The sequence below is a fragment of the Shewanella sp. SM21 genome, from assembly GCF_025654335.1.
In the GTDB taxonomy this organism is placed as follows: Bacteria; Pseudomonadota; Gammaproteobacteria; order Enterobacterales; family Shewanellaceae; genus Shewanella; species Shewanella oncorhynchi.
In genome coordinates this window covers 60,085-85,502 of the sequence record NZ_JAKKRL010000004.1, presented here as the reverse complement: position 1 = coordinate 85,502, position 25,418 = coordinate 60,085, and the positions used below count along the sequence as shown (strand labels likewise).

Below are 25,418 nucleotides of genomic sequence, written 5' to 3'. Positions count from 1 at the left end.
ACATACCGCGGAAAATAACAAAATTCCATTTACGGTTTGCGTCCATACAGATGCAACTAGTACGCATGCTGTTTATACCCAGAGGTATTAAGTTCTTATGTTTCAAGTCTGATGAGTGTAACAAAAGGCCGGCCCCACTGTCGCGGGTCCGGCCTCAAATATTCTTACTTCAGATCACGTTTTTGATGCGCACTTGCCGCAGCAATAAACCCTTCGAACAATGGGTGACCATCGCGCGGAGTTGAGGTGAATTCAGGATGGAATTGACCTGCAACAAACCATGGGTGATCTTTTAATTCGATCATTTCCACCAGTTTACGATCAGAAGACAAACCGCTGAAGATCATGCCAGCTTGCTCTAAACGCTCTCTGTATTTGTTGTTCACTTCGTAACGGTGACGGTGACGTTCTACACAGCTGTTGCCTTTGTAGGCTTGAGCCGCTTTTGAACCCTCGAGTAAATGACACAATTGAGCGCCTAAACGCATAGTGCCACCTAAGTCAGACGCCTCATGGCGCTGCTCAACATTACCTTCTTCGTCAATCCATTCAGTGATCAAACCCACCACTGGGAACGGTGTTTCTTTATTGAATTCAGTTGAATGTGCATCAGCCATACCTGCAACATTACGCGCAAATTCAATCAAGGCAACTTGCATACCTAAACAAATACCGAAATACGGTAAATTGTTTTCACGGGCAAATTTTGCCGCCAGTATCTTACCTTCAACACCACGCTCGCCAAAACCGCCTGGTACTAAGATACCGTCTAAGCCCTGTAAGACTTCTTCGCCTTTAGCTTCTACGGTTTGTGAATCAATATACTTGATGGTCACTGATACGCGGTTTTTAAGGCCTGCGTGTTTTAATGCTTCGTTGACTGACTTATAGGCATCTGGCAGTTCAATGTATTTACCCACCATACCAATAACGACTTCGCCGTTTGGATTAGCTTCTTGATAAATAACATTTTCCCACTCAGACAGATCCGCTTCACGGCATTCTAAACCGAAACGCTTAACCACTAAGTCATCCAAACCTTGTGAACGTAACAAAGCTGGGATTTTATAAATACTATCAACATCTTTTAATGAAATAACCGCACGCTCTTCGACGTTACAGAACAGCGAGATTTTGGCTTTTTCATTAGCAGGAATCGCACGGTCACCACGGCAAACCAACACATCTGGTGCAATACCGATAGAACGCAGCTCTTTCACTGAGTGTTGAGTTGGCTTAGTTTTCACTTCGCCAGCAGCACCTAAGAAAGGCACTAAGGTTAAATGCATGAAAAGAGTACGATCACGACCCAGCTCAACACCGAGCTGACGGATAGACTCTAGGAACGGCAAGGATTCGATATCACCCACAGTACCGCCGATTTCGACGATAGCGACATCATGGCCTTCGCCACCGGCTAATACTTTTTCTTTAATCGCATTAGTGATGTGTGGGATAACCTGAATGGTTGCGCCCAAATAATCGCCACGACGTTCTTTACGTAATACTTCTTCGTAAATACGACCGGTAGTGAAGTTGTTACGACGATTCATCTTAGTACGAATGAAACGCTCGTAGTGACCCAAGTCGAGATCTGTTTCTGCACCGTCTTCAGTAACAAATACTTCGCCATGTTGGGTTGGGCTCATGGTACCCGGATCAACGTTAATGTAAGGGTCCAGTTTCATGATGGTTACATTGAGACCGCGGGCCTCTAAAATTGCAGCTAATGATGCTGCTGCAATGCCTTTACCTAGTGATGAAACAACGCCACCAGTAACGAAGATATACCTTGTAGTCATGCTGAACCTGAGAAAATGAGTTTGAAAATACGTGCTTGTAAGAAAGCACTAGGACGGGGCAGTAGTATACCAAAGGCGGCGCGATTCGACAAACACCAATCGGGATAATTTGCCGTTTATCTCGTCTCCATCACTTTTACTTGGTCCCAATAGGCATCGAGCTCCATTAATGTGTGCTCTTCCATGCTTTTACCGCTGTCACTCGCCAACTGTTCTACACCGCGAAAACGGCGTTCAAATTTAAGGTTAGCTTGGCGCAACGCTTGTTCTGGATCGACCTTAAGATGGCGAGCTAAATTCACCACGGCAAACAGCAAGTCGCCCATTTCGGACTGCACTTTAGCTTGGTCTTGCTCGTCTTGATTCACTTCATGCAAGACTTCATCGATTTCTTCATGGATTTTAGCGACCACAGGTTCAAGTTCGGCCCAATCGAAACCGACTCGCGCCACCCTTTGCTGAATTTTGATTGAGCGCGACAGCGCAGGTTGGGTACGCGGAATATTGTCTAACGCAGAAACCACTGTATCAGTTTGGGTTTTACCCGCCACTTGCTGGGCCTTTTGTTCACGCTCAGTCGCTTTTATCGCCTCCCAATTGGCTTTCATTGCTTGGGCGCTATCGCCTATTTGCGGATTTTGTTCGCCAAACACATGGGGATGACGGCGGGTCAACTTGTCGCTGATTTTCTCAATCACTGTGGCAAAATCAAACAGCCCCTGCTCTTTACCGAGCTGACAATAAAATACGATTTGAAATAATAAATCCCCAAGTTCATCGGGCAACTCATCCCAGGCTAAACGCTCTATGGTATCGGCAACTTCATAGGCTTCCTCTAAAGTAAAAGGCACTATGGTTTGAAAGGTTTGTGCTTTATCCCACGGGCAACCCGTGTGCGGATCACGCAGTTTTTCCATAATGTTAAGCAGCGGCTCAACATCTGTTATAGAAAATCCCGTTGTAGAAGGTTCCGTGGTTGAAAATGAAGTTAATGGCGCAGTGTGGGAAGTCATGCTTACCTCCTTTAAAGATAAATGCTAAAACAGGCTAAATACTGAGGATGAACAAAAAGAATACGCCTCAGCAGTGCTTGTTAGTAAAAGGCTATAATAACGCGATGATAAGCGAGGTAAAATAAAAGCGCTATTTTGATGCTGAGATCAGATCTTAGGGTTCTTATTTAATAGGTCTTATTTTAACTAAAAGTGCATTCGCGCCATGTAGTGGTGAAATTCACCCAAAGAGCAATAAATCGACGATTTAACGACCCAATAAATTCTCATCTATGTCCTGCATACAAGTATTTAGCGCAAGCCATCTTAAATGATAAGATACGCAGCAATATTTCAATGAAGCTAAAACTCACTGAGTGAAGACCTAACAATTTCGGCCTAACTATACATGTGATGAATGCATGTGATAAATGCTCGTAATGAGCGCAGCGTGATAAATACGGTCATTCGATTTATTTGATTATGTTAGGTGTATTTCTATTCTGTCGCCCAAAATGGGGCGTACTCCCTTATAGATTTGAGCATTACTGGAGACAAAATTCATGACAAACGCGAATGTGGATGCCACGCCGTTAACGACTAAGCCATCACAAGATGGTTTTTATATGCCCGCCGAATGGGCGGCGCAGCAAGCCGTATGGATGATTTGGCCATATCGTCCCGATAATTGGCGCTCTGCTGGGGCTTATGCTCAAGCAACCTTTGCTAAAGTGGCCGATGCCATTGGTGGTGCAACGCCCGTGTATATGGGTGTACCTAAAGCCTTTTTAGCTGAAGCTCAAAAAGTGATGCCATCGCACGTCACCTTGGTTGAAATGGACAGTAACGATTGCTGGGCTCGCGATACAGGGCCAACCGTAGTTGTGAATGATAATGGCGAATGCCGTGGTGTTGACTGGGGTTTTAATGCTTGGGGCGGCCATAACGGTGGTTTGTACTTCCCATGGGATAAGGACGAGCAAGTCGCGCAGCAAATGCTTGCGCAGCATGGTTTTGCCCGTTACAGCGCGCCGCTGATCCTCGAAGGTGGCTCCATCCATGTCGATGGTGAAGGCACCTGTATGACGAGTGCAGAATGTTTACTCAATGCCAACCGTAACCCTGAACTGACAAAAGAACAGATTGAAGACTTACTGCGTGACTATTTGAATGTTAAGCAGTTTATCTGGTTGCAAGATGGCGTGTATATGGATGAGACCGATGGTCATATCGACAATATGTGCTGTTTTGCCCGTCCTGGTGAAGTCATTCTGCACTGGACCGATGATGAGACTGATCCACAATATCCACGCTCAAAAGCGGCGCTAGAGGTCTTGCAAAATACCGTGGATGCCAAAGGCCGTAAGTTAAAAATCCATCTATTGCCACAACCGGGGCCGCTGTATTGCACCGAAGAAGAATCAAAAGGTGTGACCGAAGGCACTGGCGTGCCACGCACGGCGGGTGAGCGTTTAGCCGGTTCTTATGTGAACTTTTTAATCACCAATAATCGCATCGTGTTCCCACTGCTTGACCCTGCAACCGATGATATCGCCGCCCAAAAACTGCAGGAAATCTTCCCAGAGCATGAGATTGTGGGTGTGCCAACCCGTGAGATTTTATTAGGTGGCGGCAATATCCATTGTATTACTCAGCAAATCCCTGCTGGAAAGTAACCCAAGGAGAACAGCATGACGATTGATGTCACTGTTATTACACCACAATTGGCTTTCTGCGGGAGGGCGCAAGATGTTTGAAGTCACTGAAGTTTCCATTGCCGAGCTGCGTGCTGCGCTCGAATCTGGCCACACCACCGCAGTGGAGTTGGTTAAGTCGTATCTCGCGCGGGTTGAGGCGTATGACGGCCCTGCGACAAAGACTAAGCTCAATGCGTTAGTGGTACACAATCCCGATGCGCTGAAAGAAGCCGAAGCCTCAGATGCGCGCCGCGCCCGTGGTGAAACCTTAAGCCCACTTGAGGGTATTCCGTATACCGCCAAAGATAGCTATTTGGTGAAGGGGCTGACGGCGGCGTCTGGCAGCCCAGCATTTAAAGATTTAGTGGCCCAGTACGATGCCTTTGCCGTTGAGCGCCTACGCGCCGCGGGTGCCATTTGCCTAGGCAAAACCAATATGCCACCCATGGCAAATGGCGGCATGCAGCGAGGTCACTATGGCCGCGCTGAAAGCCCATACAATGCTGAGTATCTTACTGCACCATTCGCTTCGGGCTCTTCCAATGGGGCGGGCACAGGCACGGCGGCAAGTTATTCGGCTTTCGGTCTTGCCGAAGAAACTTGGTCAAGCGGTCGAGGTCCTGCGTCCAATAACGGTTTGTGTGCTTACACTCCGTCTCGCGGCGTGATTTCCGTGCGCGGTAACTGGCCGTTAACGCCGACCATGGATGTCGTCGTGCCCTATACTCGCACTATGGCGGATATGCTTGAAGTGCTGGATGTGATTGTGGCCGACGATCCTATCACCCGTGGCGATCTCTGGCGTCTGCAACCTTGGGTACAAATCCCTAAAGCATCGACAGTTCGCCCAGAATCTTATCTGGCGCTGGCCGCTAGCGCAGACACACTTAAGGGTAAGCGTTTTGGTGTGCCGCGCATGTACATCAATAAAGATGAATTGGCGGGCACCAGCGAAAATCCGGGCATTGGCGGCCCAACGGGTCAACGTATTCATACCCGCCAATCGGTTATCGATCTATGGGAAGCGGCTCGTAAAGCCTTAGAAGCCGCTGGCGCCGAAGTGATTGAAGTGGATTTCCCGCTGGTATCAAATTGTGAAGGCGACCGCCCAGGTGCGCCGACAGTGTTTAACCGCGGTATCGTCACGCCTCAATTCCTCCATGATGAATTATGGGAACTCTCAGGTTGGGCATTCGATGAATTCCTGCGTGCTAACAATGACCCTAAACTCAACAAGCTTGAAGATGTTAACGGCTATCTGATTTTCCCCCACGACTTGGGCACCTTGCCTAACCGTGAAGGTGACTTAGCGGCAGGCATGGAAGAGTACGTCAACATGGCTAAGCGTGGTCTTAAATCCTATGACCAGATCGACAGTATTCCCGATGGTCTGCGTGGCTTAGAGAAGACGCGTAAGCTAGATCTCGAAGACTGGATGGACGGGCTAAAGCTTGATGCCGTGCTGTTCCCAACCGTGGCAGATGTGGGCCCTGCCGATGCCCATGTGAATCCGGCTTCAGCCGATATAGCTTGGAGCAACGGAGTTTGGGTCGCTAACGGAAACCTTGCGATTCGCCATTTAGGCGTGCCGACTGTGACTGTGCCTATGGGCGTGATGGCCGATATTGGCATGCCAGTCGGTTTGACCTTCGCCGGTCGCGCCTATGACGATAATAACCTGCTTAAATTTGCAGGTGCATTTGAGTCAACAGGTGACAGGCGCATGATCCCGCCACGTACACCAAAGCTTGGCGAATAAGCGCTAAGCCCAAGCACTAAATGCATGAGCTTAAAAATGAAAACGGGATTGGCATCAATTTGCCAATCCCGTTTTTTTTAATACCGACGTCGATACCCTTTCAACAAAGCTGGATTCATGCTGCTATAAAACATGCTGCTGTAAAAAAGACAGCAACACTTAACACGTCTTATCTTAATGCCAAGAGTTCTTTTCTGACGATCTCTGCGCCTGCACTTAAGGCGTTGAGTTTGCCTCTTGCGATTTGATGAGATAAAGGCGTCATACCACAGTTGGTACAAGGATAAAGCTTGTCGGCATCGACAAATTTAAGGGCTTTTCGTAGGGTGTCAGCGACTTCCTCTGCGGTTTCAATCGTGTCGGTGGCAACATCAATCGCGCCGACCATGACTTTCTTACCGCGAATGAGTTCAAGTAGCTCCATTGGCACATGGGAGTTGTGACATTCTAGCGAGATAATATCGATATTCGATTTTTGCAGTTTAGGAAACACTTCTTCATATTGGCGCCACTCTGAGCCCAAGGTTTTTTTCCAATCTGTATTGGCTTTGATGCCATAACCATAACAAATATGTACCGCAGTTTCGCATTTAAGCCCTTCAATGGCTCTTTCTAAACACGCAATGCCCCAATCGTTTACCTCATCAAAAAACACATTAAAAGCAGGCTCATCAAATTGGATAATATCAACACCCGCCGCTTCTAATTCTTTGGCTTCCTCATTAAGAATTTTGGCAAATTCCCAAGCGAGCTTTTCGCGACTTTTATAATGGTCATCATAAAGCGTATCTATCATGGTCATTGGGCCAGGCAGCGCCCATTTAATCGGTTGCGTGGTTTGCTTGCGTAAAAATTTGGCATCTTCAACAAACACCGACTTTTGGCGGCTCACTGGGCCGACAACCGTGGGCACGCTTGCATCATAGCGATCACGAATTTTAACGATTTTACGTTTTGAAAAATCAACGCCGTTGAAGTGCTCAATAAAGGTAGTGACAAAATGTTGCCGCGTTTGCTCGCCATCACTGACAATATCAATCCCCGCTAGCTGTTGATCCTGTAATGACAAACGCAGTGCATCGTGTTTACCGGTAATTAATTCCTCTCCTTGCAATTTCCATGGAGACCAAAGTGTTTCAGGCTCTGCAAGCCATAAAGGTTTAGGCAAACTGCCCGCAGTTGAAGTCGGTAACAGTGTCTGGTTAAGCGATGTTTTATTAAGTCGTGTTTTCATGATAATGATGCCGTATTGGGTTGATTATTGAGCGACTAAAGGTAATTAGCAGACCATTGTTCAAAAAACGTTTGGTAGGGCTTGATAAAGTGCTCCGCTGCAAATTTGCCTTGCTCATTCGCCAATTGGCTACGTTCAGCTCGATCATAAACAATTTGAGTCAGTGAATGATCTAGGTTTTTCAAATTAGGTTGATAGCATTTTCCTGCAACAGCATTAGCATTATAAATCTCAGGGCGATAGATTTTTTGAAAAGTTCCCATAGTGCTGATGGTGCTTATCAACTCAAGATGGGTGTAATCATTGAGTAAATCACCAAAGAAATAAAAAGCTAAAGGCGCCACACTATTTGGCGGCATAAAATAGCGCATCTGTAAGCCCATTTTTTTGAAATATTGCTCAGTTAAAGACGATTCATTTGGCTGATATTCAACCCCTAATACGGGATGCTGATTCTCAATTCTATGGTAGGTTTTATTATCCGACACACTGAGGCAGATAACCGGTGGCTTATTAAAATTCTGTTTGTAAGCATCAGAATTAACAAAAGACTGAAAGAGCTTGCCATGCAGACCACCAAAATCATCCGGAATACTAAATTTTGCTTGGCCCTTATTATGCTCTGCCAGTAATACGCTAAAGTCATAATCGCGTACGTAAGATGAAAAGTTATTACCTACAATGCCTTCAATACGTTTATTGGTTTTATGATCAACAATATTGGTTTTCAATACTTCAATCGATGGGAAGGTTTGACCGCTGCCGTCAATATCCAAATTAACGGAGATAATTTCAAGTTCGACAGTATAACGATCGCCTTTAGGGTTATCCCAATGCGCTAAGGCATTAAAACTGTTATCAATCATCTTTAACGCGTTGCGTAAGTTCGCTTGGCGATGACTGCCTCTGGCCAAATTAGCAAAGTTGGTCGTGATACGCGTCTTGTCTGAGGGATGATAATTTTCATCAAGACAAATGCTGTTAATCGTAAATGTAAAATGCTTATTCATAGTGATCCAGTATCCCATTGTCTGATTTCAAACCTGAGTTTATGCCCTGATCTTCTAGCTTCTAGACCCGACTCTTATAGACATTATTCGTGTTCTGTCTGAGGTTCTATTTAACTTAAGTGCCGATGACTTAAGTCCTGATAGCTTAGCTAGTGTGCAACTTCAAGCTTGTCTAATATTTCGCTTGGAGTCATTTATACGTGGTTCGACACATGAACAAAAACGGTTTTATTTCACATAGAACATGAGCCGTATTCATGATCAATTAGCATAGCGTTGTTGGTTAAATCATTCCGTAGCGCGTAATAACTCCTCGGAGGCTGGCCGATTAGATAATTTGCTTGCAAAAGGGAATACCCAGAATTGCTGGAGCACATTTTTCCTAATTATTCATAAGTTGAGCAGTAATCTCATGGCGAATAGCACCATCAACTTTAGCTAATTTCGTTAAATTTATTAACGACCAATAAAAGCAATATACGCCCACTCACTTTCTGCACGACTTGTTCTTATCATTCTAATAATTCGCAAGATTGCTTTTAGAAACAACCGTTGATATGGTAGATTTTTAAACAACGCCACCAGCAAAACCTAGTGAAAACTATTGCTGTTCAGCATATCTCGGAGATGGATTTTTATGGTTGTTGAGCAGCAACTGGAACGTGCGCGTCTGGAATTACTTGATATGGGTCTTAGATCCAACCCTCTGCTGAATTACCGCAGTGGTAGTAAAGCCCTCGACATTATTGATGAGCAATCTGCCAAGATATTTGAAATGCTCGTTGAGCAAGAAAACACACTCAGCTTTTTACCACTGCCAGAAGCTTATCAGCAAAAAATTGCCGACAGTGAAGATGAAGGATCATTCTTTCAGACCGACGATGATTTGGAATTGCCACCTCTTGATTTATACCTCGAACAGAAAAAGGGAGTGGCCCGCTTCACCGACAAATACCTACAAACCGGATTAGTGCCCGCCAAGCTGGATAAAGCCCTGCTGAAACTGGAAACCGAAGCCCATACAATGCTGCAAGAACAAGGTGTTGAGGTTCTGTATTTAGCACTTGGTTTTTTACAGTGGAATGAGCCAACAAACTCATCTGTTTCAAGATATGCACCTTTAATTCTGATCCCAGTTCAACTAATGCGATCATCAGCCAGAGATAGCTTCAAATTGCGCTACACCGGCGAAGAGCTGGGTTCAAACCTGACCTTAGCTGCAAAACTAAGGACTGAATTTAAGTTAATGCTTCCCGCTTATTCTGATGAGATGGTCATCACAGATTATTATCAGGCGGTATCAGATGCGATTACAGTGCAACCTTCATGGCGAGTGCATCAGGATAAAATTGGTTTAGGGCTGTTCTCTTTTGGCAAGTTTCAAATGTACATGGACTTGGACCCTACAGGCTGGCCGGAAGGAAAAAAACCATCACAGTTACCTTTAATTGGCCGCTTATTTCGTGATGGCTTTCCCCACGATGCAGAGATCAATCCTGCAGATCTGAATCATCCAGAAAAACTCCACTTGGTAAAAGACGCCGATTCTAGCCAGATTGAAGCAATCTTGGCGATGAAATCTGGCGCGGACCTGATCATTCAAGGGCCACCAGGTACAGGTAAATCCCAAACTATCACCAACATTATTGCCGAAGCGGTTGCGCTGGGTAAAAAGGTGCTGTTTGTTGCACAAAAAATGGCAGCACTTGAGGTGGTGAAAAAACGCCTTGATGAAACTCATATGGGCTACGCCGTACTCGAACTACATAGTCACAAAAGTACCAAGAAATCTGTGCTTGGTTCTATTGCTGAGTCACTTGAGCAAGGTCGGCCACAAACAGCAAACCGGGAGCAAGAGTTTTCAGATTTAGCGGAATCAAAAGCCTCGCTGGATGCTTATGTGCATGCCATCCGAGCCACTATTCTGCGTAGCGGTATCAATTACATTGAAGCGTTGGGCTCATTGCTGCAATTGAAGACAAAGGATCCCGACAACTCCTTACCAGCCCTCCCCTTTAGCTACTTCGAACAATGGACAGCTGAGGAATACAGCAATGCCAGAAAACTGGTTACGGAATTAGTACAGCAACTAGCACGCATTGGCATACCTGCAGCGCATCCATTTGCGATGTCTGGTCGCACTGACTTTTCACCTGCATTGCAGCAGGCATTAACCTCTACTTTGGTAGAAATAAGCCAGTTGCTTAGCCAACTTGATACGCAAACTCAAACCGTCAGTGTTTTTCTGCAGCTTGATAAACCACAAAGCTTGCAACAAGTCGCACCGCTGATTTCAACAACGAGCTGGCTATCCGAAGTGCCTGATCTTAAAAGCGTTAAAGTAAATAACCCCATATGGGCTTTAGAAAAAAAGCGGATCGATAACGGCCTGACCTGCCTAGCTAATTTCTTATCACTCAAAGCCAGCTGCGAACAGCACTTTATCACGCAGGCGCTGGATGCCGATTTACTGAGTATCCGCCAAGGCTTGATTGGCAAAACAGATAAATGGTGGCGTTTCCTGTCGTCCAGCTATCGCCAAGCCAAAGCACAGCTAGCAGGGCTTTGGCTTGGCGCTCTGCCCGCTTCGTCTACCGACTGGCTTACTGCATTAGATACTGCTTTAACTTACCAAAGCACGAAAAAAGAGCTAACTAGCTACCACCCCCTGTTATCTGAAGCTTTTGGCGCGCAGTGGCAAGGCGAATTTTCGGAGCACAATGAATTAACGCAAATTCACAGCTGGATAAACACCTTTTATGCAAAGGTAAACCGTGTTGAATTGTCGCAGTCATTGGCTGAACTGATTGATACGGGCCTTGATAAAAAGCTGCTGCGTAACCAGACGAACTCACTGACAGCGCTTTGTAACGCTATTGCAGTGCAGGCACAAACGCTGCAAGAGCTGATACAAATCCCCGACAGCAATCCAAACCATGACTTAGCAGCAATGCAATTTACGCAACTAAATGTCTGGTTAGAAGGCTGGAAAAACTCTGCCCTACTTTACGATTTTGCACGCTACAACCAGATTATTAAGGCGTTTGAGCCTTATAACATCAAGGACTTCACTAAACATGCTTACTCATGGCATGCAGCCCCAGACTTGCTAATGACGGTATTCGAACTTAGCTATTATTCTGGTCTGGTTAACTATGCCTATGACAGCTCAGAAGCAATACGGCACTTTGACCGCAATAAACATGAACAAAACCTACGCGACTTTAAACGTATTGATGGTAACAGTTTGTTTTTCGCTCAAGAATTTTTAGTAAACAGCCTGTACGAGCGCTTGCCAAAGAAAACAGCTAAAGGTGAAATGGAATTAGTACTGCGTGAGTTAGGTAAGAAAAAACGCCATATTCCTATTAGGAAATTGCTGGCTGAAGCAGGTAACGTGATCCAGCAAGTAAAACCTATTTTTATGATGAGCCCTATGTCCATCGCCACCTACCTAAAACAAGGTGCGTTAGATTTTGACCTGGTGATTTTTGACGAAGCAAGTCAAATTCCAGCACCCGATGCCTTAGGCGCAATGCTGCGCGGGCGGCAAGTGATTGTGGTAGGTGACAGTAAGCAAATGCCACCAAGCAACCTATTTGGTAAAGCTGTTGAACTGGAAGAGGAAGAACTGGAAAACAGCGCCACCGCAGAAATGGAAAGTATTCTGGCATTAATGGAAGCCCGTGGTGCGGCAAGTAAAATGCTGCGCTGGCACTACCGTTCTCGCCACGATTCACTGATCGCAGTGTCCAACGACCAGTTTTATAAAAACAAGTTAGTGGCCTTTCCAAGCCCAGGCTTTCACCCCGATGCAACAGGACTGAAGTTTCATTATTTACCTGAAACGCATTACGACAAAGGCAGCTCTCGCACTAATACTGGCGAAGTAAAAGCTGTTGTAGCAGCTGTACTGAATCACGCTTTAACTAAACCTCACCTATCGTTAGGCGTGGTTGCATTTAGCCTTTCGCAGCGAGATGCTATCTTGCTTGAGCTGGAAAAAGTGCGCCGCCTACAACCAGAAACCGACGAATTCTTTGCACGCCATGCAGGTGGCGATGAATTTTTTGTAAAGAACTTGGAGAACGTGCAGGGCGACGAACGCGACGTTATTTTGATCAGCATTTGTTACGGAAAAACCAGCACAGGCCAGCTGAGCCAGAATTTTGGCCTTCTGAACAAACCGGGCGGCGAACGGCGATTAAACGTATTGATTTCACGTGCACGATTGGCAATGGAAGTGTTTGCCAACTTCAAAGGTGATGAACTGAAAGTTGGCGCAGACAGCCCTTTTGGTGTGCGTTCACTGCAAATCTTTTTGCAGTTTGCCGAATCTGGCCAGTTGAACAAAGCCTATGAAAAACAGCAGGAACAAAACTTTGCTTTTGGCGCCCTGCTGCATCAGGCAATACAGCGTTTGGGGTATCAGGTAGCCCCCCGAGTCGGCAGTCAGGGTTATTACATCGACTTAGCCATCAAGCATCCTGAAGACCCAAGTAAATTTGTATTGGCGCTGGAATATGACGGCGCAGGCTATTATGGAGCTACTTCGGCACGCGACCGCGAAAGGTTGCGGCAAAGTGTACTGGAAGGCCTTGGCTGGAGCTTTGAACGCATTTGGTCTACTGACTGGTTTCGAGATCCAGAGGCAGAGTTACATCGCCTGAAAGTACTCATAGACAAAGCCATAACCCAACATGACGAACTGATGGTAACTATGGCTGCACAAGCCACTAGCACCAGACAAGTGAAACACAAAGTTGCTGCGCCAGAGGCCATTGCAACGCCAATAATACGGGTTGAAGAAGAACAACCAGAATTTGAAGCCTGCACTACGCCCTATAAAAAAGCCGATGTATCTAAGCTCAATATTCCGCATGTCGATGATTTCAGCGCCATTCCTTTAAGTATGTTGGTGTATGCGGTTGAACGTATTGTTGAAACCGAATACCCAATATTCGCCAGCCTAGTTGCTACTCGTTTAGCCAACGCCGCAGGCCTGACAAGGGTTGGCGCCAAAATTAAGCGCACTGTAGACCAAGCCATTACAGGCGCTGTTGCCAAAGGATTAATCCAGCTAGATAGCGATGAAGTGTTATGGCCGCATGGCCGCAGTACAGTCAAGTTAAGAAACTGGAACAGCGTCGACACAGCCACCCGTAAGCTGGAAAACGTCTGTGATGCCGATCTCACAAACGCCTTATTGCTGACAGTGCAAGACGCCCACGCTATCAGCGTAACGGACGCAGCATCAGCTGCTTTGGGCTTATTGGGTTTCCAACGTGCCACAGCTCAGGCGGCAGAACGGATGGCGAAGTTAGCGCAGATTCAGTGTGATAAAAATGTGTTGGTTTGTGAGAATGAGCGGTTGAAAATATCAATCAATAAATCAGGCAACCAATAAATCAGGCCATATATGGCCTGATTTTCTCTGCTTAATAAGCACTTGTCAGTCTCATCTATCGGATAACAGGCCATATATGGCCCGTTAATCCTCTGAAATGAAAGCGTACAAAGGCGATCTTGAGAAGCATATCTTCGATTGGTAGGTGGGGATCTTCAACGCCCAGCGCAATCACATTAGCGCCTTCGCAGCTATCATATCTGTTGCATACCGTACAGACGGATACCTATGGTCAAGTCCAGACTGGCATAGGTTGGCAGTATAAGTCGTCTCAATTTGCCCAATCATTAGTGTCGAAAATGAAACCCTTCTTGAGCAATTTTGATATTTAGGAGACACACCATGATTGAAAAAATCGCAACTATCCAATGGCAAGGTCAAGGTAAGAAAGGCCAAGGTAAAATAAGTACCGAGACCGGTGCACTGAAGCAATATCCTTACGGCTTCGGTAGCCGCTTCGAGGATGACCGTCGTGGCACGAACCCTGAAGAGATACTAGCTGCCGCCCATGCCGCGTGTTTTACGATGGCGTTTTCATTCGCCTGCGACAAGGCAGGGTTTATCACCGCCAATATCGACACCAAGGCCAGTGTACGTCTCGCTAAACAAGGCGAAGGTTTCGTTATAGACCGCATCGCATTGACTATGATCGCAGAGATTGCGGACATCGACGAAGCGAAATTCCAGGAGATTGCGGCTGCGGCAAAGTGTGACTGCCCTGTATCGAAGGCCCTTGCTGGTGTTAAAGAGATTACTCTGCAAGCGACACTGAAATAACTCATCTCCTAAGACGCAGTATCAGCCAGCGCTATGTGGCTAAGCGGTACTAACACCAGCGCCAGATCTGCCGCTAAAATTCATTTTTTAATTGGTGTGTTCATATCGCCCGCTAAAAATGTTTCCCACAGCCCTTAACATTACCGATTGTCTTTCTATGGTGAATGACCAGCGGTCTGGTGTCAGTGCGTTCACGCACCCACTAATAGTTTGGATTTGGCTGCGAACTCGGCGACTTAGGCATCTGGCAGTTCGTCACTTCCCAAAAATGATACTTACGTTAGACAGCGTCGCCGCTTTTGCATACTACATAGGTAATCGACCCTCTAGGAAAACAAACATGCGAAGGAGACAGTGCTTATGTTACGCACAGTTAAGAATATGGAGGACTATGTCATCAGTGCTACAGACGGCAACATTGGTCATGTTAAAGATGTCTATTTCGATGACGAAACTTGGTGCATTCGCTATCTCGTTGTTGACACTGGCACTTGGCTTTCCAGTAGAAAAGTACTGATTTCGCCTATCTCGATAGGCCAAGCTAACTGGGCGGACAAGCTGTTGCCCGTCTCTATCACAAAAGTTCAAGTCGAGAACAGCCCCGATATCAGCACCCAAAAACCTGTCTCTCGACAGCAAGAAATTCGCTTACTTGAGTACTACGGCTATCCCTATTATTGGGGCGGTGACGGGATGTGGGGCGGGGGTGTGTATCCGAATATGATGTTAACGGGCTACGTCGGCTTAGCGTCTACACCTGATGTCGAACATCCAGAAGTGGCTAAGACTAATGCACAAACTAAAGCCGAGCAGCACCAAGATGACGACATTCATCTGCGTAGTTGTCAGGCAGTAATCGACTACCGCATTCATGCGACCGATGGTGACATTGGCCACATACAGGACCTGCTTATCGATGAAGAGACTTGGGCCATTCGATACCTGATAGTGAATACGAGTAACTGGTGGCTAGGTCATCAAGTGCTGATTCCTGCTGATTGGATCGAAGATGTGAGTTGGCCCGATGCCAAGGCGTCTGTCAATCTGACACGACAGGCAGTGAAAGACGCTCCGCCGTATAACCCAACGGTGCCAGTGGATCGTAAGACGGAAATGCATATTTACCATCATTATCGTCGCCCCAGTTATTGGCTGGATGACAAGAAACATGAAAGCATAAAATCCCCCCTAAAAGCACGTTAGACACAAACGACGATAATGTTAAGAGGTGCTAAATGTTAGTTGAAGCTATCTCTACATCCACAGAGTCATCCACAGAAGCGAAAAGTGTCGCTATTTTTGGTGGTGGTATTGCCGGACTAACGGCAGCGCATGAATTTGCAAAACTTGGGTATAAAGTCAAGGTATTCGAGGCGAATGCGGATGCGGGTGGTTTTTTTAGAAGTGCCAGAAGGAAAGAAGATCAGGGTATGCCTTCTGAATACTCTTGGCATGGAATGGGCCCTTGGTATAACAATTTTTTCGAACTCATCAAGGAGATCCCCTTTGATGAGCATTCCAGTCTCTATGACAATATTCTTTCTCGGCCAGTGGTATTCGGCTTGGCGCCTAATTCAGGTTCAGCTCACTTTGGTGACTCTCACTCCAGCAATGTCGATTTGGAAAACCTGTTTAGTATGACGACCAAAGAAAAATGGCTTTGGTGTTGGCTAATGGGAAAAGCATGGTGTTCAAATACCCGAAGTAGCAAAAAGTACAGCAATATCAATGCGAAAGAAGCTTGGCGACCTTATTTAGCCGCTTCGACCCTGAGCACCTGGAGTTCCACTTTTGGCCCTTGGGTTGGCTCTGACTGGTGTCATGTTTCTTTCCATCATGTGGCGCATTTTTTCCGTAAGCAATTGGTCACTAAGTATTGTTATCATCATCAAGCAGACAGTGAAGGCGGGCCGTGGGAACACAAGGCCCGTATGGGATGGTTGCTGCTTAACGGGCCCAGCAGTGAAGTTTGGTTTGATAAATGGGTCGATTATCTGAAGAAAAAGCAGGTCGAGTTTCATTGGCAGACCTCACTTCATCGTTTGTGTTTTGAGAATAACAGCATCACAGCGGCAGAGCTCGCCAATGGCGAAACCGTTCAGGCTGATATCTATGTCCTCGCACTCAATCCCTTTTCTGCGGCAGATGTTCTAGACAGAACCCCGCTGCTTCAAAATAAACCGCAACTCAATCTTTTTAAACCCTTGGTACAACAGGGGCCGCACACCCAAGTATCCTTCAGAATTGGCTTCAAAGAACCAATGTCTTGGCCGAGAAAACGATGCGCGCTGGTTATTTCAGACTCCGCCTTTAACCTGACACTGTTTTCTCAAGAACAAGCGTGGGGAGAGTCGAGTTCTCTGGGGGAAGAGATTCAATCACTGTGGACGGTTACTGCTTGCGTTTCAAAAGTCCCAGGCCCTGTTCATGGCCTTTGTTTGGAACAATGCACTGAGGAGCAATTCCTTGATGAAGTGTTATTTCAATTAAAGCAGTGTGATGCCCTAGATGAACTGGTGAAAAAGGCTAACGGCGGCAAAAGCTGGCAAGATTTTTCCATCGTAAAAATCACCGTTTGGCATGAATGGGCGTTTTCTCCCGAAGGCATAACATCGGCGCAGCCCAAATGGGTGAATTCGACCCACACCCAACAATATATGCCACAGCAAAAGACATCAATATCCAACCTTGTTCTGGCAGGCGCTCACACCCAAACGACGGCGGATGTGTGGAGCATTGAAGCCGCGGTCGAGAGTGGCAAGCTTGCGGTAAAGGTTTTTGAGCCGCAGCTTCAGGTCATTCCACAGTCGAACTTTCTGGTGTTGACCATCCTTGGGAAAATTGATGATGTGCTTTATTACTGCAAACTTCCTAACGTGTTGGATGTTGGTTTGGCAGTCATTGTTATCTTGTCGGTGAGCGCCATCGCCTTTGGGATTGCCGGATAAAGAGTGACTGATATAAAAGACAAATAACGCAGGGCGTCTGCATGACCATGAGAATAATGTTGGCTGAAAGCTCGAAGTGAATTGCTCAACAGCGATTCCTGACATTGATTGCGGCCATCGTCATCACCTTTTTCTGCTTATAGACATGGCGATCTATACGTCATCTCCAAGATTAAGTGGGTGCAAGGAGTCCCTTTCTTAATTACTTTGGTTCACTCGAAATATTCGCCCTCCATAGCTCGTTCATAAGCTTAGAATCACTAGGCTTCTATCCACAGTGTCGGAGAGTGAATGCCATGGCACACCTGTATGGGTGATATCAGGCTAACACCAAGAACACCGCAGCTGAACTAACAAGTCATGCAGCTCAATTTCCATAAAAAATAAGCCAAATGAAAAGGCGGCAGGTGAAATTCACCCTGCCGCCCTAATCCTTAATTACTTTCTTTCTAGCTTCTAGATGGCTTCTAGATACTTACTGCTTCGAAAGGCGTTGCAAAACCTAAAGCCGTCTTGCCTCGATCACACTATCGACTTGGGTCAGTTTAGATAACACTCGCGATAAACCATCGAGGTTATAAAGCTCCAGTTCCAACTCAATAGCGGCTGTCTGATTTTTAGTGTCCGATGACGAGCTCATGGCTAATACATTGGATTTTTCGGCCGCCAGCACTGAGGTTAAGTCACGCAATAAGCCGCTGCGATCGTGGGCTAATACCCGCAAACGCATTCGATAACCGCCGGAGTAATTTTCGCCCCAGACCACATCGACACCGCGCTCTGGGTGAACCCGCATTAACTCTTTAACTTGCTCACAATCAGCGCGATGCACAGAAATGCCACGGCCCTTAGTGATAAAACCTAAGATCTCATCACCGGGAACTGGCTGACAACAACGGGCGATATGGTTAAGCAAGTTACCCACACCGTTGACTTCAACCTGACCACGGCCACTGGAGGTCGGCTTATGTTGGCCTTTCTTAACTAATTCTTCGACCGCATCTTCTTCTGACACTTCGTCGAGTCGCAGACGGCTTTGTATATGGTTAACCACTTGATGCAGACGCACATCACCGCCGCCAATGGCCGCCAGTAAGTCATCCATGCTCGCCATATTAAAGCGCTCGACCGCGATGGCCGCGTCTTTAATTTTAAGGCTCACCCGCGCGAGTTCTGACTCGAGCATTTCTTTGCCAGCGACAATATTCTTGTCTCTGTCCTGCTGCTTAAACCAATGCTGGATTTTAGAACGCGCCCGCGAAGTACGGATATAACCTAAATTAGGGTTAAGCCAGTCACGCTTAGGATTGGGCTGTTTCGAGGTGATGATCTCGATACGCTCACCCGTTTCAACCTGATAGGTAAACGGTACAATACGGCCATCGACCTTAGCACCAATACATTTATGTCCCACTTGGGAGTGAATGTAATAGGCAAAGTCGAGCACGGTTGAGCCCAGTGGCAAGTCGACGACTTCACCGCTTGGGGTGAACACATAGACTCTATCTTCAAACACTTGGCTGCGCACTTCTTCAACCAAGTTGCCACTTTCGACCACGTCTTCCTGCCATTGCAGAATTTTACGCAGCCAGTTAATTTTTTCTTCGTAGCCGCTTTGCTTACCGGAATGATTGCCTTCTTTGTATTTCCAGTGCGCGGCTACACCGAGTTCTGCATCTTCATGCATGTCTTGGGTACGAATTTGAATTTCAACGGTTTTGCCCTCAGGCCCCACCACCACGGTATGAATCGATTGATAACCGTTAGGCTTAGGGTTAGCGACATAGTCGTCAAATTCCCGTGGAATATGGTGCCAAAGCGTATGCACAACACCTAATGCACCATAACAATCCTGCAAACGCTCAGTCACGATACGCACGGCGCGCACGTCAAACAACTCATCAAATTTGAGGTGCTTGCCCTTCATCTTGCGCCAAATACTGTAGATATGTTTCGGCCGGCCGTAGACCTTAGCGCGAATTTGGTCTTCATCTAATCTTTGTTGCAACTGACTGACAAACTTGTCGATAAAGACTTCACGATCCAGTCGTTTGCCATCTAATTGCTTAGCGATGTCTTTATAAGTATCTGGATGCAGATAGCGAAAAGAAATATCTTCCAGCTCCCACTTCAATTGTCCAATCCCTAAACGGTTAGCCAGCGGCGCGTAAATATCAGCAATTTCGCGGGCCAGCAGCACGCGAGTTTCTTCGTCGGCATTTTTCACCGCCCGTAGCAAACACACACGCTCGGCAAGCTTGATCACCACGGCGCGCACATCTTCAACCATAGCCAATAACATGCGGCGAATGTTATCGATTTGCGGCTCGGTTGAACGACTATTAGGATTGATTTTCAAGGCGCCGATGGCGTTCATGGTCACGACACTCGCCACTAAACGCGCCAGCGGCTCACCAAATTTCTCTTGGATGGCTTCTTCAGTCAGTAACCCAGCATCGAGCACCACAAACAAAATTGCCGCCTGCAGGGTTTCAATGTCCATGTTTAGCGGTGCGAGGATTTCAATCATCTCTCGAGCACGTTCGAGCAGTTCTCTCTTCGCCGCAGGACTCTTGGCTGGTAAGGCGTCAATCTGCCCTATCAAAGAGAGCAGCATCTGCGCTTCATCGGCATGACCAACATAGCGAGCTACCCAATCTTCTAAGTGAAAATCGGGATCATTAAAGTGCGCTTCGCGAACAGAGACCATCTAATTTATTTCCTTATCCGTGCTCAGAGAGAAAGTGGGCACCACTTCAGCTCTCCTATCTTCAGCATTGGCGCGAACTTGTCAAACCCAACCGACGTAATAATCACATTTTTTACGTTATTCAAACGCTTTGCTTACTTTGCCAGCGCAAATTACTTGGTTAATTCAAACAGTGCCATGGCTTCGATATGGTGTGTTTGTGGGAACATGTCGATAAGTCCCAATTGCTGTAAGCGGTAACCGCGCTCTAACAGTACTGCGCTATCGCGAGCCAAGCTCGCAGGATTACAAGAAACATACACGACTTTGCGTGGCTTCATCTTCTTAAGCCATTGCAAGCTTTCAAATGCCCCCGCACGGGCGGGATCGAGCAGTAATTTATCAATCTTGCCCATCCAAGGCTCAAGGGATAAATCCGCACTCAAGTCGCCGTGGTAAAAGGTCAGTTTATCCAGATTGTTAGCTTTAGCGTTCACCCGTGCCTGAGTCACCATTTCGGCAACCCCTTCGACGCCAATCACATCAGCGCCCATTTTCGCTAAGGGCAAACTGAAATTACCCATGCCGCAGAACAAATCCAAAATGCGCTCATCTGGCGCTGGCGCTAACCAATCCATCGCTTGAGCGACCATGGCCTTGTTAATCTGTCCGTTCACTTGCACAAAGTTACCTGGGGTGAAGCTTAAACTCACCGCATCCGACTCAGCTTTGTCATCTAACAGCTGATAAACAGGTAACACTAACTCGGCGCCGACGCCTTGGAATTGGCCTTCGTTATCCTGCAGACAAATATGGATCTGATGCTGCTCAGCAAAGGCTGACAACTTAGCGAGATCTTTATCGTTTAACGCCTTAGTGATCCGCAGCACAGCGAAATGACCATTATCGGCGGCAATTAACTCAAGATGACCTAAGCTGGCTTTAGCTGACAATTGGTTCAGCAACTTAGCAAAGGGGACAATCAAGTCCGATAACGGCTTAGCTAACACCAGACACTGGCTGATAGGCACCACATTGCTGCTACTGGCGGCGCGAAAGCCTAAACTTAAGTGCTTGGTATTTTTATCAAATAAAGTTGCAAGACGGGCGCGGCGGCGATAATGCCAACCTTCCCCCGTGAGTGCAGGCGATAAAGCACCGCCTTCAGTGCCAGCAAACTTAGCCATAATATCCAGCAACGCGGCTTCTTTATGCTCACGCTGACCCGATAATGACATATGCTGTAAGTCGCAGCCGCCGCAGGTGTGGTAGTGTGGACACTCGGGCTCGACGCGCTCAGGACTTGATGAATCGACTTTAATCAACTTGGCACGGGCATAATTTTTCTTTTGCTCGGTGAGCTGTACCGTCACGGTTTCATCGGGCAAAGCGCCAGGGATAAACACGACTTTACCTTGATGTTGTGCTATACCAGCACCTAAGTGATCGAGCTGTTCTACGCTCAGCGATAACTTAGCCGACAACTGTTTGGAACTATTTGGTTTTGCTTTAAAAAATTGCGCCATTTCGGCCTCTAAATCAATAAAATACTGGCAAAGACCGCCCTCTTTCTGGCAGTCTTATAAAATTATCTTAGTCTCTGTCACAGGAAACACCGCCGCTGCTATGAACCCTGTCAACAACATGACCAAATACAGCCTACGTTCTTGGGTTCTTGTGCTGGCACTCGCGCCAACAATCTTGGTCGGTATCCTTCTGGGCAGCTACTTTACCATAAATCGTTTTTATGAGCTTGAAGATACGCTCGTCGAACAGGGCAGCAATATTATCGAGCCGCTGTCGATTGCCAGTGAAATCGGCTTAGTGGCGAATGATCGCGAAGCGACCAAACGCTTACTCGCGGCGGCGCAGCTCAACAAATCCACCTTAGTAAAATCCATCGCGATTTTCGATGCCAATAATCAACTCTTTGTGACCTCCCACTATCACAAAGACTTTGAGATTATGCGCTACAAAGAAGCCCTCAACACGCTGCATAAAACCGAAATTGAACATGTGGACGACAGCCTTATTTTACGGACGCCCATTTTTGCCACAGGCCCCAGTGCTGCTCCCGCTAATTACGATATCCAGACAGATGATGGTCATCTTTTAGGTTATATCTCGATAATAATCAATAAAGAACGCGCCTTGTTAGAGCAACATAGAGCCGCAGTCGCCGCCTTTATTATCGTGTTGATCGGCGTGCAGTTAAACCTGCTATTTACTTTCCGGCTAGTGAAAAACGTCACTCAGCCCATTACTGAAATGGTGCGCGTCGTCGCTAAAATCCGTGAAGGTAAATTAGACGCCCGCTTAGATGGCAACTTGATTGGTGAGCTGGACTTACTCAAACGCGGTATCAATGCCATGGCGGGGTCGCTATCGGAATACCATGATGAGATGCAGCAAAATATCGACCAAGCTACGTCTGATCTGCGGGAAACCTTAGAGCAGATTGAAATCCAAAACGTCGAGCTGGATTTAGCTAAAAAACGCGCCCTAGAAGCCAGCCGAATTAAATCTGAATTCTTAGCGAATATGTCCCACGAGTTACGTACGCCGCTCAATGGTGTTATCGGTTTTGCGCGGCAATTAGTCAAAACACCATTGCATTCGAGCCAAGTCGATTACATCAAGACCATAGAACGCAGCGCCACTAACCTGCTGGGTATCATCAACGACATTCTCGACTTTTCTAAACTCGAAGCCGGTAAAATGGTGTTAGAAAACATGCCCTTCGGCCTTAGGGAAACCATAAGCGATACGATTACCTTGATCTCCGGCAGCGCTCAGGCCAAAGGCCTAGAACTCGTCGTCGATATCGCCCCCAACGTGCCCGACAATGTCAATGGCGATGCCATGCGCGTATGCCAAATCATCAATAACTTGGTTGGTAACGCGATTAAATTCACTGACTCTGGCAGCGTGATGGTCAAAATCGAACTGCAGAGCCAATCGGATGAACAAGTGGTACTGCGCTGTGATGTGGTCGACACAGGTATCGGCATCGATGAAAGCCAGCAGGACTTTTTATTCCAAGCCTTTGGCCAAGCAGACTCGTCGATTTCGCGTCGCTTTGGTGGCACCGGCTTAGGTTTAGTGATCACTAAGCGTTTAGTGAATCAAATGGGCGGCCAAATCGGCTTTACTTCATCCCCAGAAAAAGGCTCAAACTTCTGGTTCAGTTTGCCGCTCGGCTTAGGTCAATTCCAAATCGGTGACTCACTGCCGCTCGAAAAACTCAAAGACAAAACTATACTGTTTTACGAACCGCGAATACTCACCCACGCAGTATTAAGCCGCCAATTGAATCAATGGGATACAAAAGTCACCCATCATCAGCATATCCCAAGCTTGTTGACTACGCTCACCACGACTGAAGCGCCATACGACTATGTTCTCTTGAGTTGCCATGGGTTTAGCGATTCAGCACAACTGGTGAGTACACTAAACTTAGCGAAGACCAAAACAGATTGCCTTATAGTGCTATACGATTGCCAAGAACAGGATGCCTTAACCCAATTTATTCGCCCGAATGCCGATGTGGTGTTGTCTCTGCCAGTCAGTGAGCATCAGCTTGCGCGCAACTTACTCTATCCACCGATGGAGTACGACATCATAGCCCCTGCGACAATATCAACGCCGGTTGCGCGCCAATCTTTAACTGTGCTCGCGGTAGATGATAACTTTGCCAACTTAAAACTGATTGATACTTTACTCAGCGAATTAGTGACGACAGTGGTTGCCGTCAACAGCGGTGATGAAGCAGTTAAACAGGCGAAGACTCGCACCTTCGACTTGATTTTTATGGATATTCAAATGCCTGGCACAGATGGCATTAGTGCCACGAAGCAAATTCGCCAAGGCTCGATGAACCGCAACACGCCGATAATTGCCGTGACAGCCCATGCCATTGCCGAAGAACGCGAACTGATTTTAGGCAGTGGTATGGACGGATATTTGCCTAAACCTATTGATGAAGCGGCGCTCAAAGATATTATTCATCGCTGGATCACTCGACCTAAGTTCACCCATTTTGACCTGCATACGCTGAACTGGGATTTATGCTTAACCCAAGCCAATCACAAGGCCGATCTCGCCTTAGATATGCTTAGAATGTTGCTCGACTCATTACCGCAAACCGTGGCGACGGTTCAAACGGCGCTAAGTCAAAACGATCACCCTGTCATGCTCAGTACTATCCATAAGCTGCATGGTGCGAGCTGCTACTGCGGCGTGCCCACCACACAAAGGTTATGCCAAGAAATTGAATCGGCACTAAAACGTGAAACATCGGTTGAAGATCTCGAACCCGAAATACTAGAGTTACTTGATGAGTTAACTAAGGTAGAATCTGCGGCAAATCAAGTGATATCACAGCTATCAGCGGAAATAACAGATGACCAAAAAAACGGGCTTCTTTAAACGTCTTAAGGCGTTAACACTGCCACAAAAACAACTCTTTGCCACAGCACTTTGCCAACGTATGTTGCCCAACTATCAACTGTTTTCCGAAGTCTGTGAGTTTGGCGATCCTACTGTGTTGAGTACCGCATTAGAACTATTGTGGCAATCCCAGTACGACTCCAAGCTGAAATTCAATGTCGATGTGCATCTGCAACGCTTGGAAGATAACACCCCAGATCCTGCTGATTTTGAAGCCTATGGCGTCTATCCTGCTATGGACGCAGTGGTCGCAATATCGACCTTACTAGGTGCAATTCAAGGCAAAATTGAAGAAGACATAGTCAATATCAGCAAATTATCATCCAGCACAGTGGCTAACTACATCGAAGCGATCAGCGATGTCGATTTGGTGGATGAAGCATTAGATGATTTCGTTTTCGCCCATGAAGTCATGGAAGAAGAGAAAGAATTACAAAATTCTCTGCTGGAAATTATTGAAGAAAATCCGAAGATCACAGCGGAACTGGTCAAAGGCTTACGCAAAGACATTATCGAAGCTGGCGTATCAAATATCGGTATCAGCGTCGCTTAACTGATGAGGTGCTTGGGGTTACTCAAGCACCTATTATCCATGCAGAATAAGAAAGGGATCATCGTTTTACACCCTCACCAACGAATCCCGTCAAAGATATC

At 46.7% G+C, this 25,418-nt stretch carries 14 protein-coding genes; 8 read left to right on the top strand and 6 right to left on the bottom strand.

Annotated elements, in window-relative coordinates; translation table 11 throughout:
* Positions 1-164: 164 nt before the first annotated feature.
* Positions 165-1,802, bottom strand: coding sequence for a CTP synthase (locus tag L5L94_RS06480; protein ID WP_012587102.1), 1,638 nt, complete (start codon positions 1,800-1,802; stop codon positions 165-167).
* Between the two features lie 116 nt (positions 1,803-1,918).
* On the bottom strand, positions 1,919-2,815 hold the full coding sequence (mazG, locus tag L5L94_RS06475; protein WP_263162034.1) for a nucleoside triphosphate pyrophosphohydrolase: 897 nt from the start codon (positions 2,813-2,815) through the stop codon (positions 1,919-1,921).
* Between the two features lie 542 nt (positions 2,816-3,357).
* On the opposite strand from mazG, the gene aguA reads away from it, so the two are divergent.
* Entirely contained in the window at positions 3,358-4,470 is a 1,113-nt protein-coding gene (aguA, locus tag L5L94_RS06470; protein WP_263148850.1) for an agmatine deiminase, read from the top strand.
* Positions 4,471-4,543: 73 nt separating this feature from the next.
* On the top strand, positions 4,544-6,250 hold the full coding sequence (locus L5L94_RS06465; protein ID WP_263148849.1) for an amidase: 1,707 nt from the start codon (positions 4,544-4,546) through the stop codon (positions 6,248-6,250).
* A 169-nt stretch (positions 6,251-6,419) separates the two neighbouring features.
* On the opposite strand, the gene L5L94_RS06460 is transcribed toward L5L94_RS06465, so the two are convergent.
* Together L5L94_RS06460 and L5L94_RS06455 are read right to left on the bottom strand one after the other, a co-directional pair.
* Positions 6,420-7,484 carry a methionine synthase gene (locus L5L94_RS06460; protein WP_263162032.1) on the bottom strand — a complete coding sequence of 355 codons (1,065 nt, stop codon included), beginning with the start codon at positions 7,482-7,484 and terminating at the stop codon, positions 6,420-6,422.
* A 35-nt stretch (positions 7,485-7,519) separates the two neighbouring features.
* The gene (locus L5L94_RS06455) at positions 7,520-8,494 is read right to left on the bottom strand and encodes a DUF1852 domain-containing protein (protein ID WP_263162030.1); all 975 of its coding nucleotides are present in this window, start codon (positions 8,492-8,494) and stop codon (positions 7,520-7,522) included.
* 637 nt (positions 8,495-9,131) lie between these two features.
* Between L5L94_RS06455 and L5L94_RS06450 the strand changes: the two genes are divergently transcribed.
* The 4 genes from L5L94_RS06450 (at position 9,132) to L5L94_RS06435 (ending at position 17,626) form a co-directional block, all read left to right on the top strand.
* Positions 9,132-13,901: a DUF3320 domain-containing protein gene (locus tag L5L94_RS06450; protein ID WP_263162028.1), complete on the top strand. Its 4,770-nt coding sequence runs from the start codon at positions 9,132-9,134 to the stop codon at positions 13,899-13,901.
* 342 nt (positions 13,902-14,243) lie between these two features.
* Positions 14,244-14,678 (top strand): OsmC family peroxiredoxin, encoded by a 435-nt coding sequence (locus L5L94_RS06445; protein WP_173497545.1) that lies wholly within the window; start codon positions 14,244-14,246, stop codon positions 14,676-14,678.
* A 360-nt stretch (positions 14,679-15,038) separates the two neighbouring features.
* Entirely contained in the window at positions 15,039-15,881 is an 843-nt protein-coding gene (locus L5L94_RS06440; protein WP_263162026.1) for a PRC-barrel domain-containing protein, read from the top strand.
* 32 nt (positions 15,882-15,913) lie between these two features.
* Positions 15,914-17,626 (top strand): FAD-dependent oxidoreductase, encoded by a 1,713-nt coding sequence (locus tag L5L94_RS06435; RefSeq protein ID WP_263162025.1) that lies wholly within the window; start codon positions 15,914-15,916, stop codon positions 17,624-17,626.
* Positions 17,627-18,128: 502 nt separating this feature from the next.
* Here the strand turns inward: L5L94_RS06435 and relA are convergent.
* Entirely contained in the window at positions 18,129-20,336 is a 2,208-nt protein-coding gene (relA, locus tag L5L94_RS06430) for a GTP diphosphokinase (RefSeq protein WP_028761378.1), read from the bottom strand.
* A 152-nt stretch (positions 20,337-20,488) separates the two neighbouring features.
* On the bottom strand, positions 20,489-21,841 hold the full coding sequence (gene rlmD, locus L5L94_RS06425) for a 23S rRNA (uracil(1939)-C(5))-methyltransferase RlmD (protein WP_263162024.1): 1,353 nt from the start codon (positions 21,839-21,841) through the stop codon (positions 20,489-20,491).
* A gap of 100 nt (positions 21,842-21,941) precedes the next feature.
* Between rlmD and barA the strand changes: the two genes are divergently transcribed.
* Positions 21,942-24,743, top strand: a complete 2,802-nt coding sequence (gene barA, locus L5L94_RS06420; protein ID WP_263162022.1) for a two-component sensor histidine kinase BarA — start codon at positions 21,942-21,944, stop codon at positions 24,741-24,743.
* Positions 24,718-25,317 carry a YjaG family protein gene (locus L5L94_RS06415; protein ID WP_028761381.1) on the top strand — a complete coding sequence of 200 codons (600 nt, stop codon included), beginning with the start codon at positions 24,718-24,720 and terminating at the stop codon, positions 25,315-25,317. The genes barA and L5L94_RS06415 overlap by 26 nt, the downstream gene beginning before the upstream one ends.
* Positions 25,318-25,418: the final 101 nt, after the last annotated feature.

What these genes read in the sequence shown, in the direction of transcription:
- L5L94_RS06460 (WP_263162032.1), bottom strand. Translation starts at nt 7,484, where the DNA reads ATGAAAACACGACTTAATAAAACATCGCTTAACCAGACACTGTTACCG.
- L5L94_RS06465 (WP_263148849.1), top strand. Translation starts at nt 4,544, where the DNA reads ATGTTTGAAGTCACTGAAGTTTCCATTGCCGAGCTGCGTGCTGCGCTC.
- L5L94_RS06435 (WP_263162025.1), top strand. Translation starts at nt 15,914, where the DNA reads ATGTTAGTTGAAGCTATCTCTACATCCACAGAGTCATCCACAGAAGCG.
- aguA (WP_263148850.1), top strand. Translation starts at nt 3,358, where the DNA reads ATGACAAACGCGAATGTGGATGCCACGCCGTTAACGACTAAGCCATCA.
- L5L94_RS06450 (WP_263162028.1), top strand. Translation starts at nt 9,132, where the DNA reads ATGGTTGTTGAGCAGCAACTGGAACGTGCGCGTCTGGAATTACTTGAT.
- L5L94_RS06415 (WP_028761381.1), top strand. Translation starts at nt 24,718, where the DNA reads ATGACCAAAAAAACGGGCTTCTTTAAACGTCTTAAGGCGTTAACACTG.
- L5L94_RS06480 (WP_012587102.1), bottom strand. Translation starts at nt 1,802, where the DNA reads ATGACTACAAGGTATATCTTCGTTACTGGTGGCGTTGTTTCATCACTA.
- relA (WP_028761378.1), bottom strand. Translation starts at nt 20,336, where the DNA reads ATGGTCTCTGTTCGCGAAGCGCACTTTAATGATCCCGATTTTCACTTA.
- mazG (WP_263162034.1), bottom strand. Translation starts at nt 2,815, where the DNA reads ATGACTTCCCACACTGCGCCATTAACTTCATTTTCAACCACGGAACCT.
- rlmD (WP_263162024.1), bottom strand. Translation starts at nt 21,841, where the DNA reads ATGGCGCAATTTTTTAAAGCAAAACCAAATAGTTCCAAACAGTTGTCG.
- L5L94_RS06440 (WP_263162026.1), top strand. Translation starts at nt 15,039, where the DNA reads ATGTTACGCACAGTTAAGAATATGGAGGACTATGTCATCAGTGCTACA.
- barA (WP_263162022.1), top strand. Translation starts at nt 21,942, where the DNA reads ATGAACCCTGTCAACAACATGACCAAATACAGCCTACGTTCTTGGGTT.
- L5L94_RS06445 (WP_173497545.1), top strand. Translation starts at nt 14,244, where the DNA reads ATGATTGAAAAAATCGCAACTATCCAATGGCAAGGTCAAGGTAAGAAA.
- L5L94_RS06455 (WP_263162030.1), bottom strand. Translation starts at nt 8,494, where the DNA reads ATGAATAAGCATTTTACATTTACGATTAACAGCATTTGTCTTGATGAA.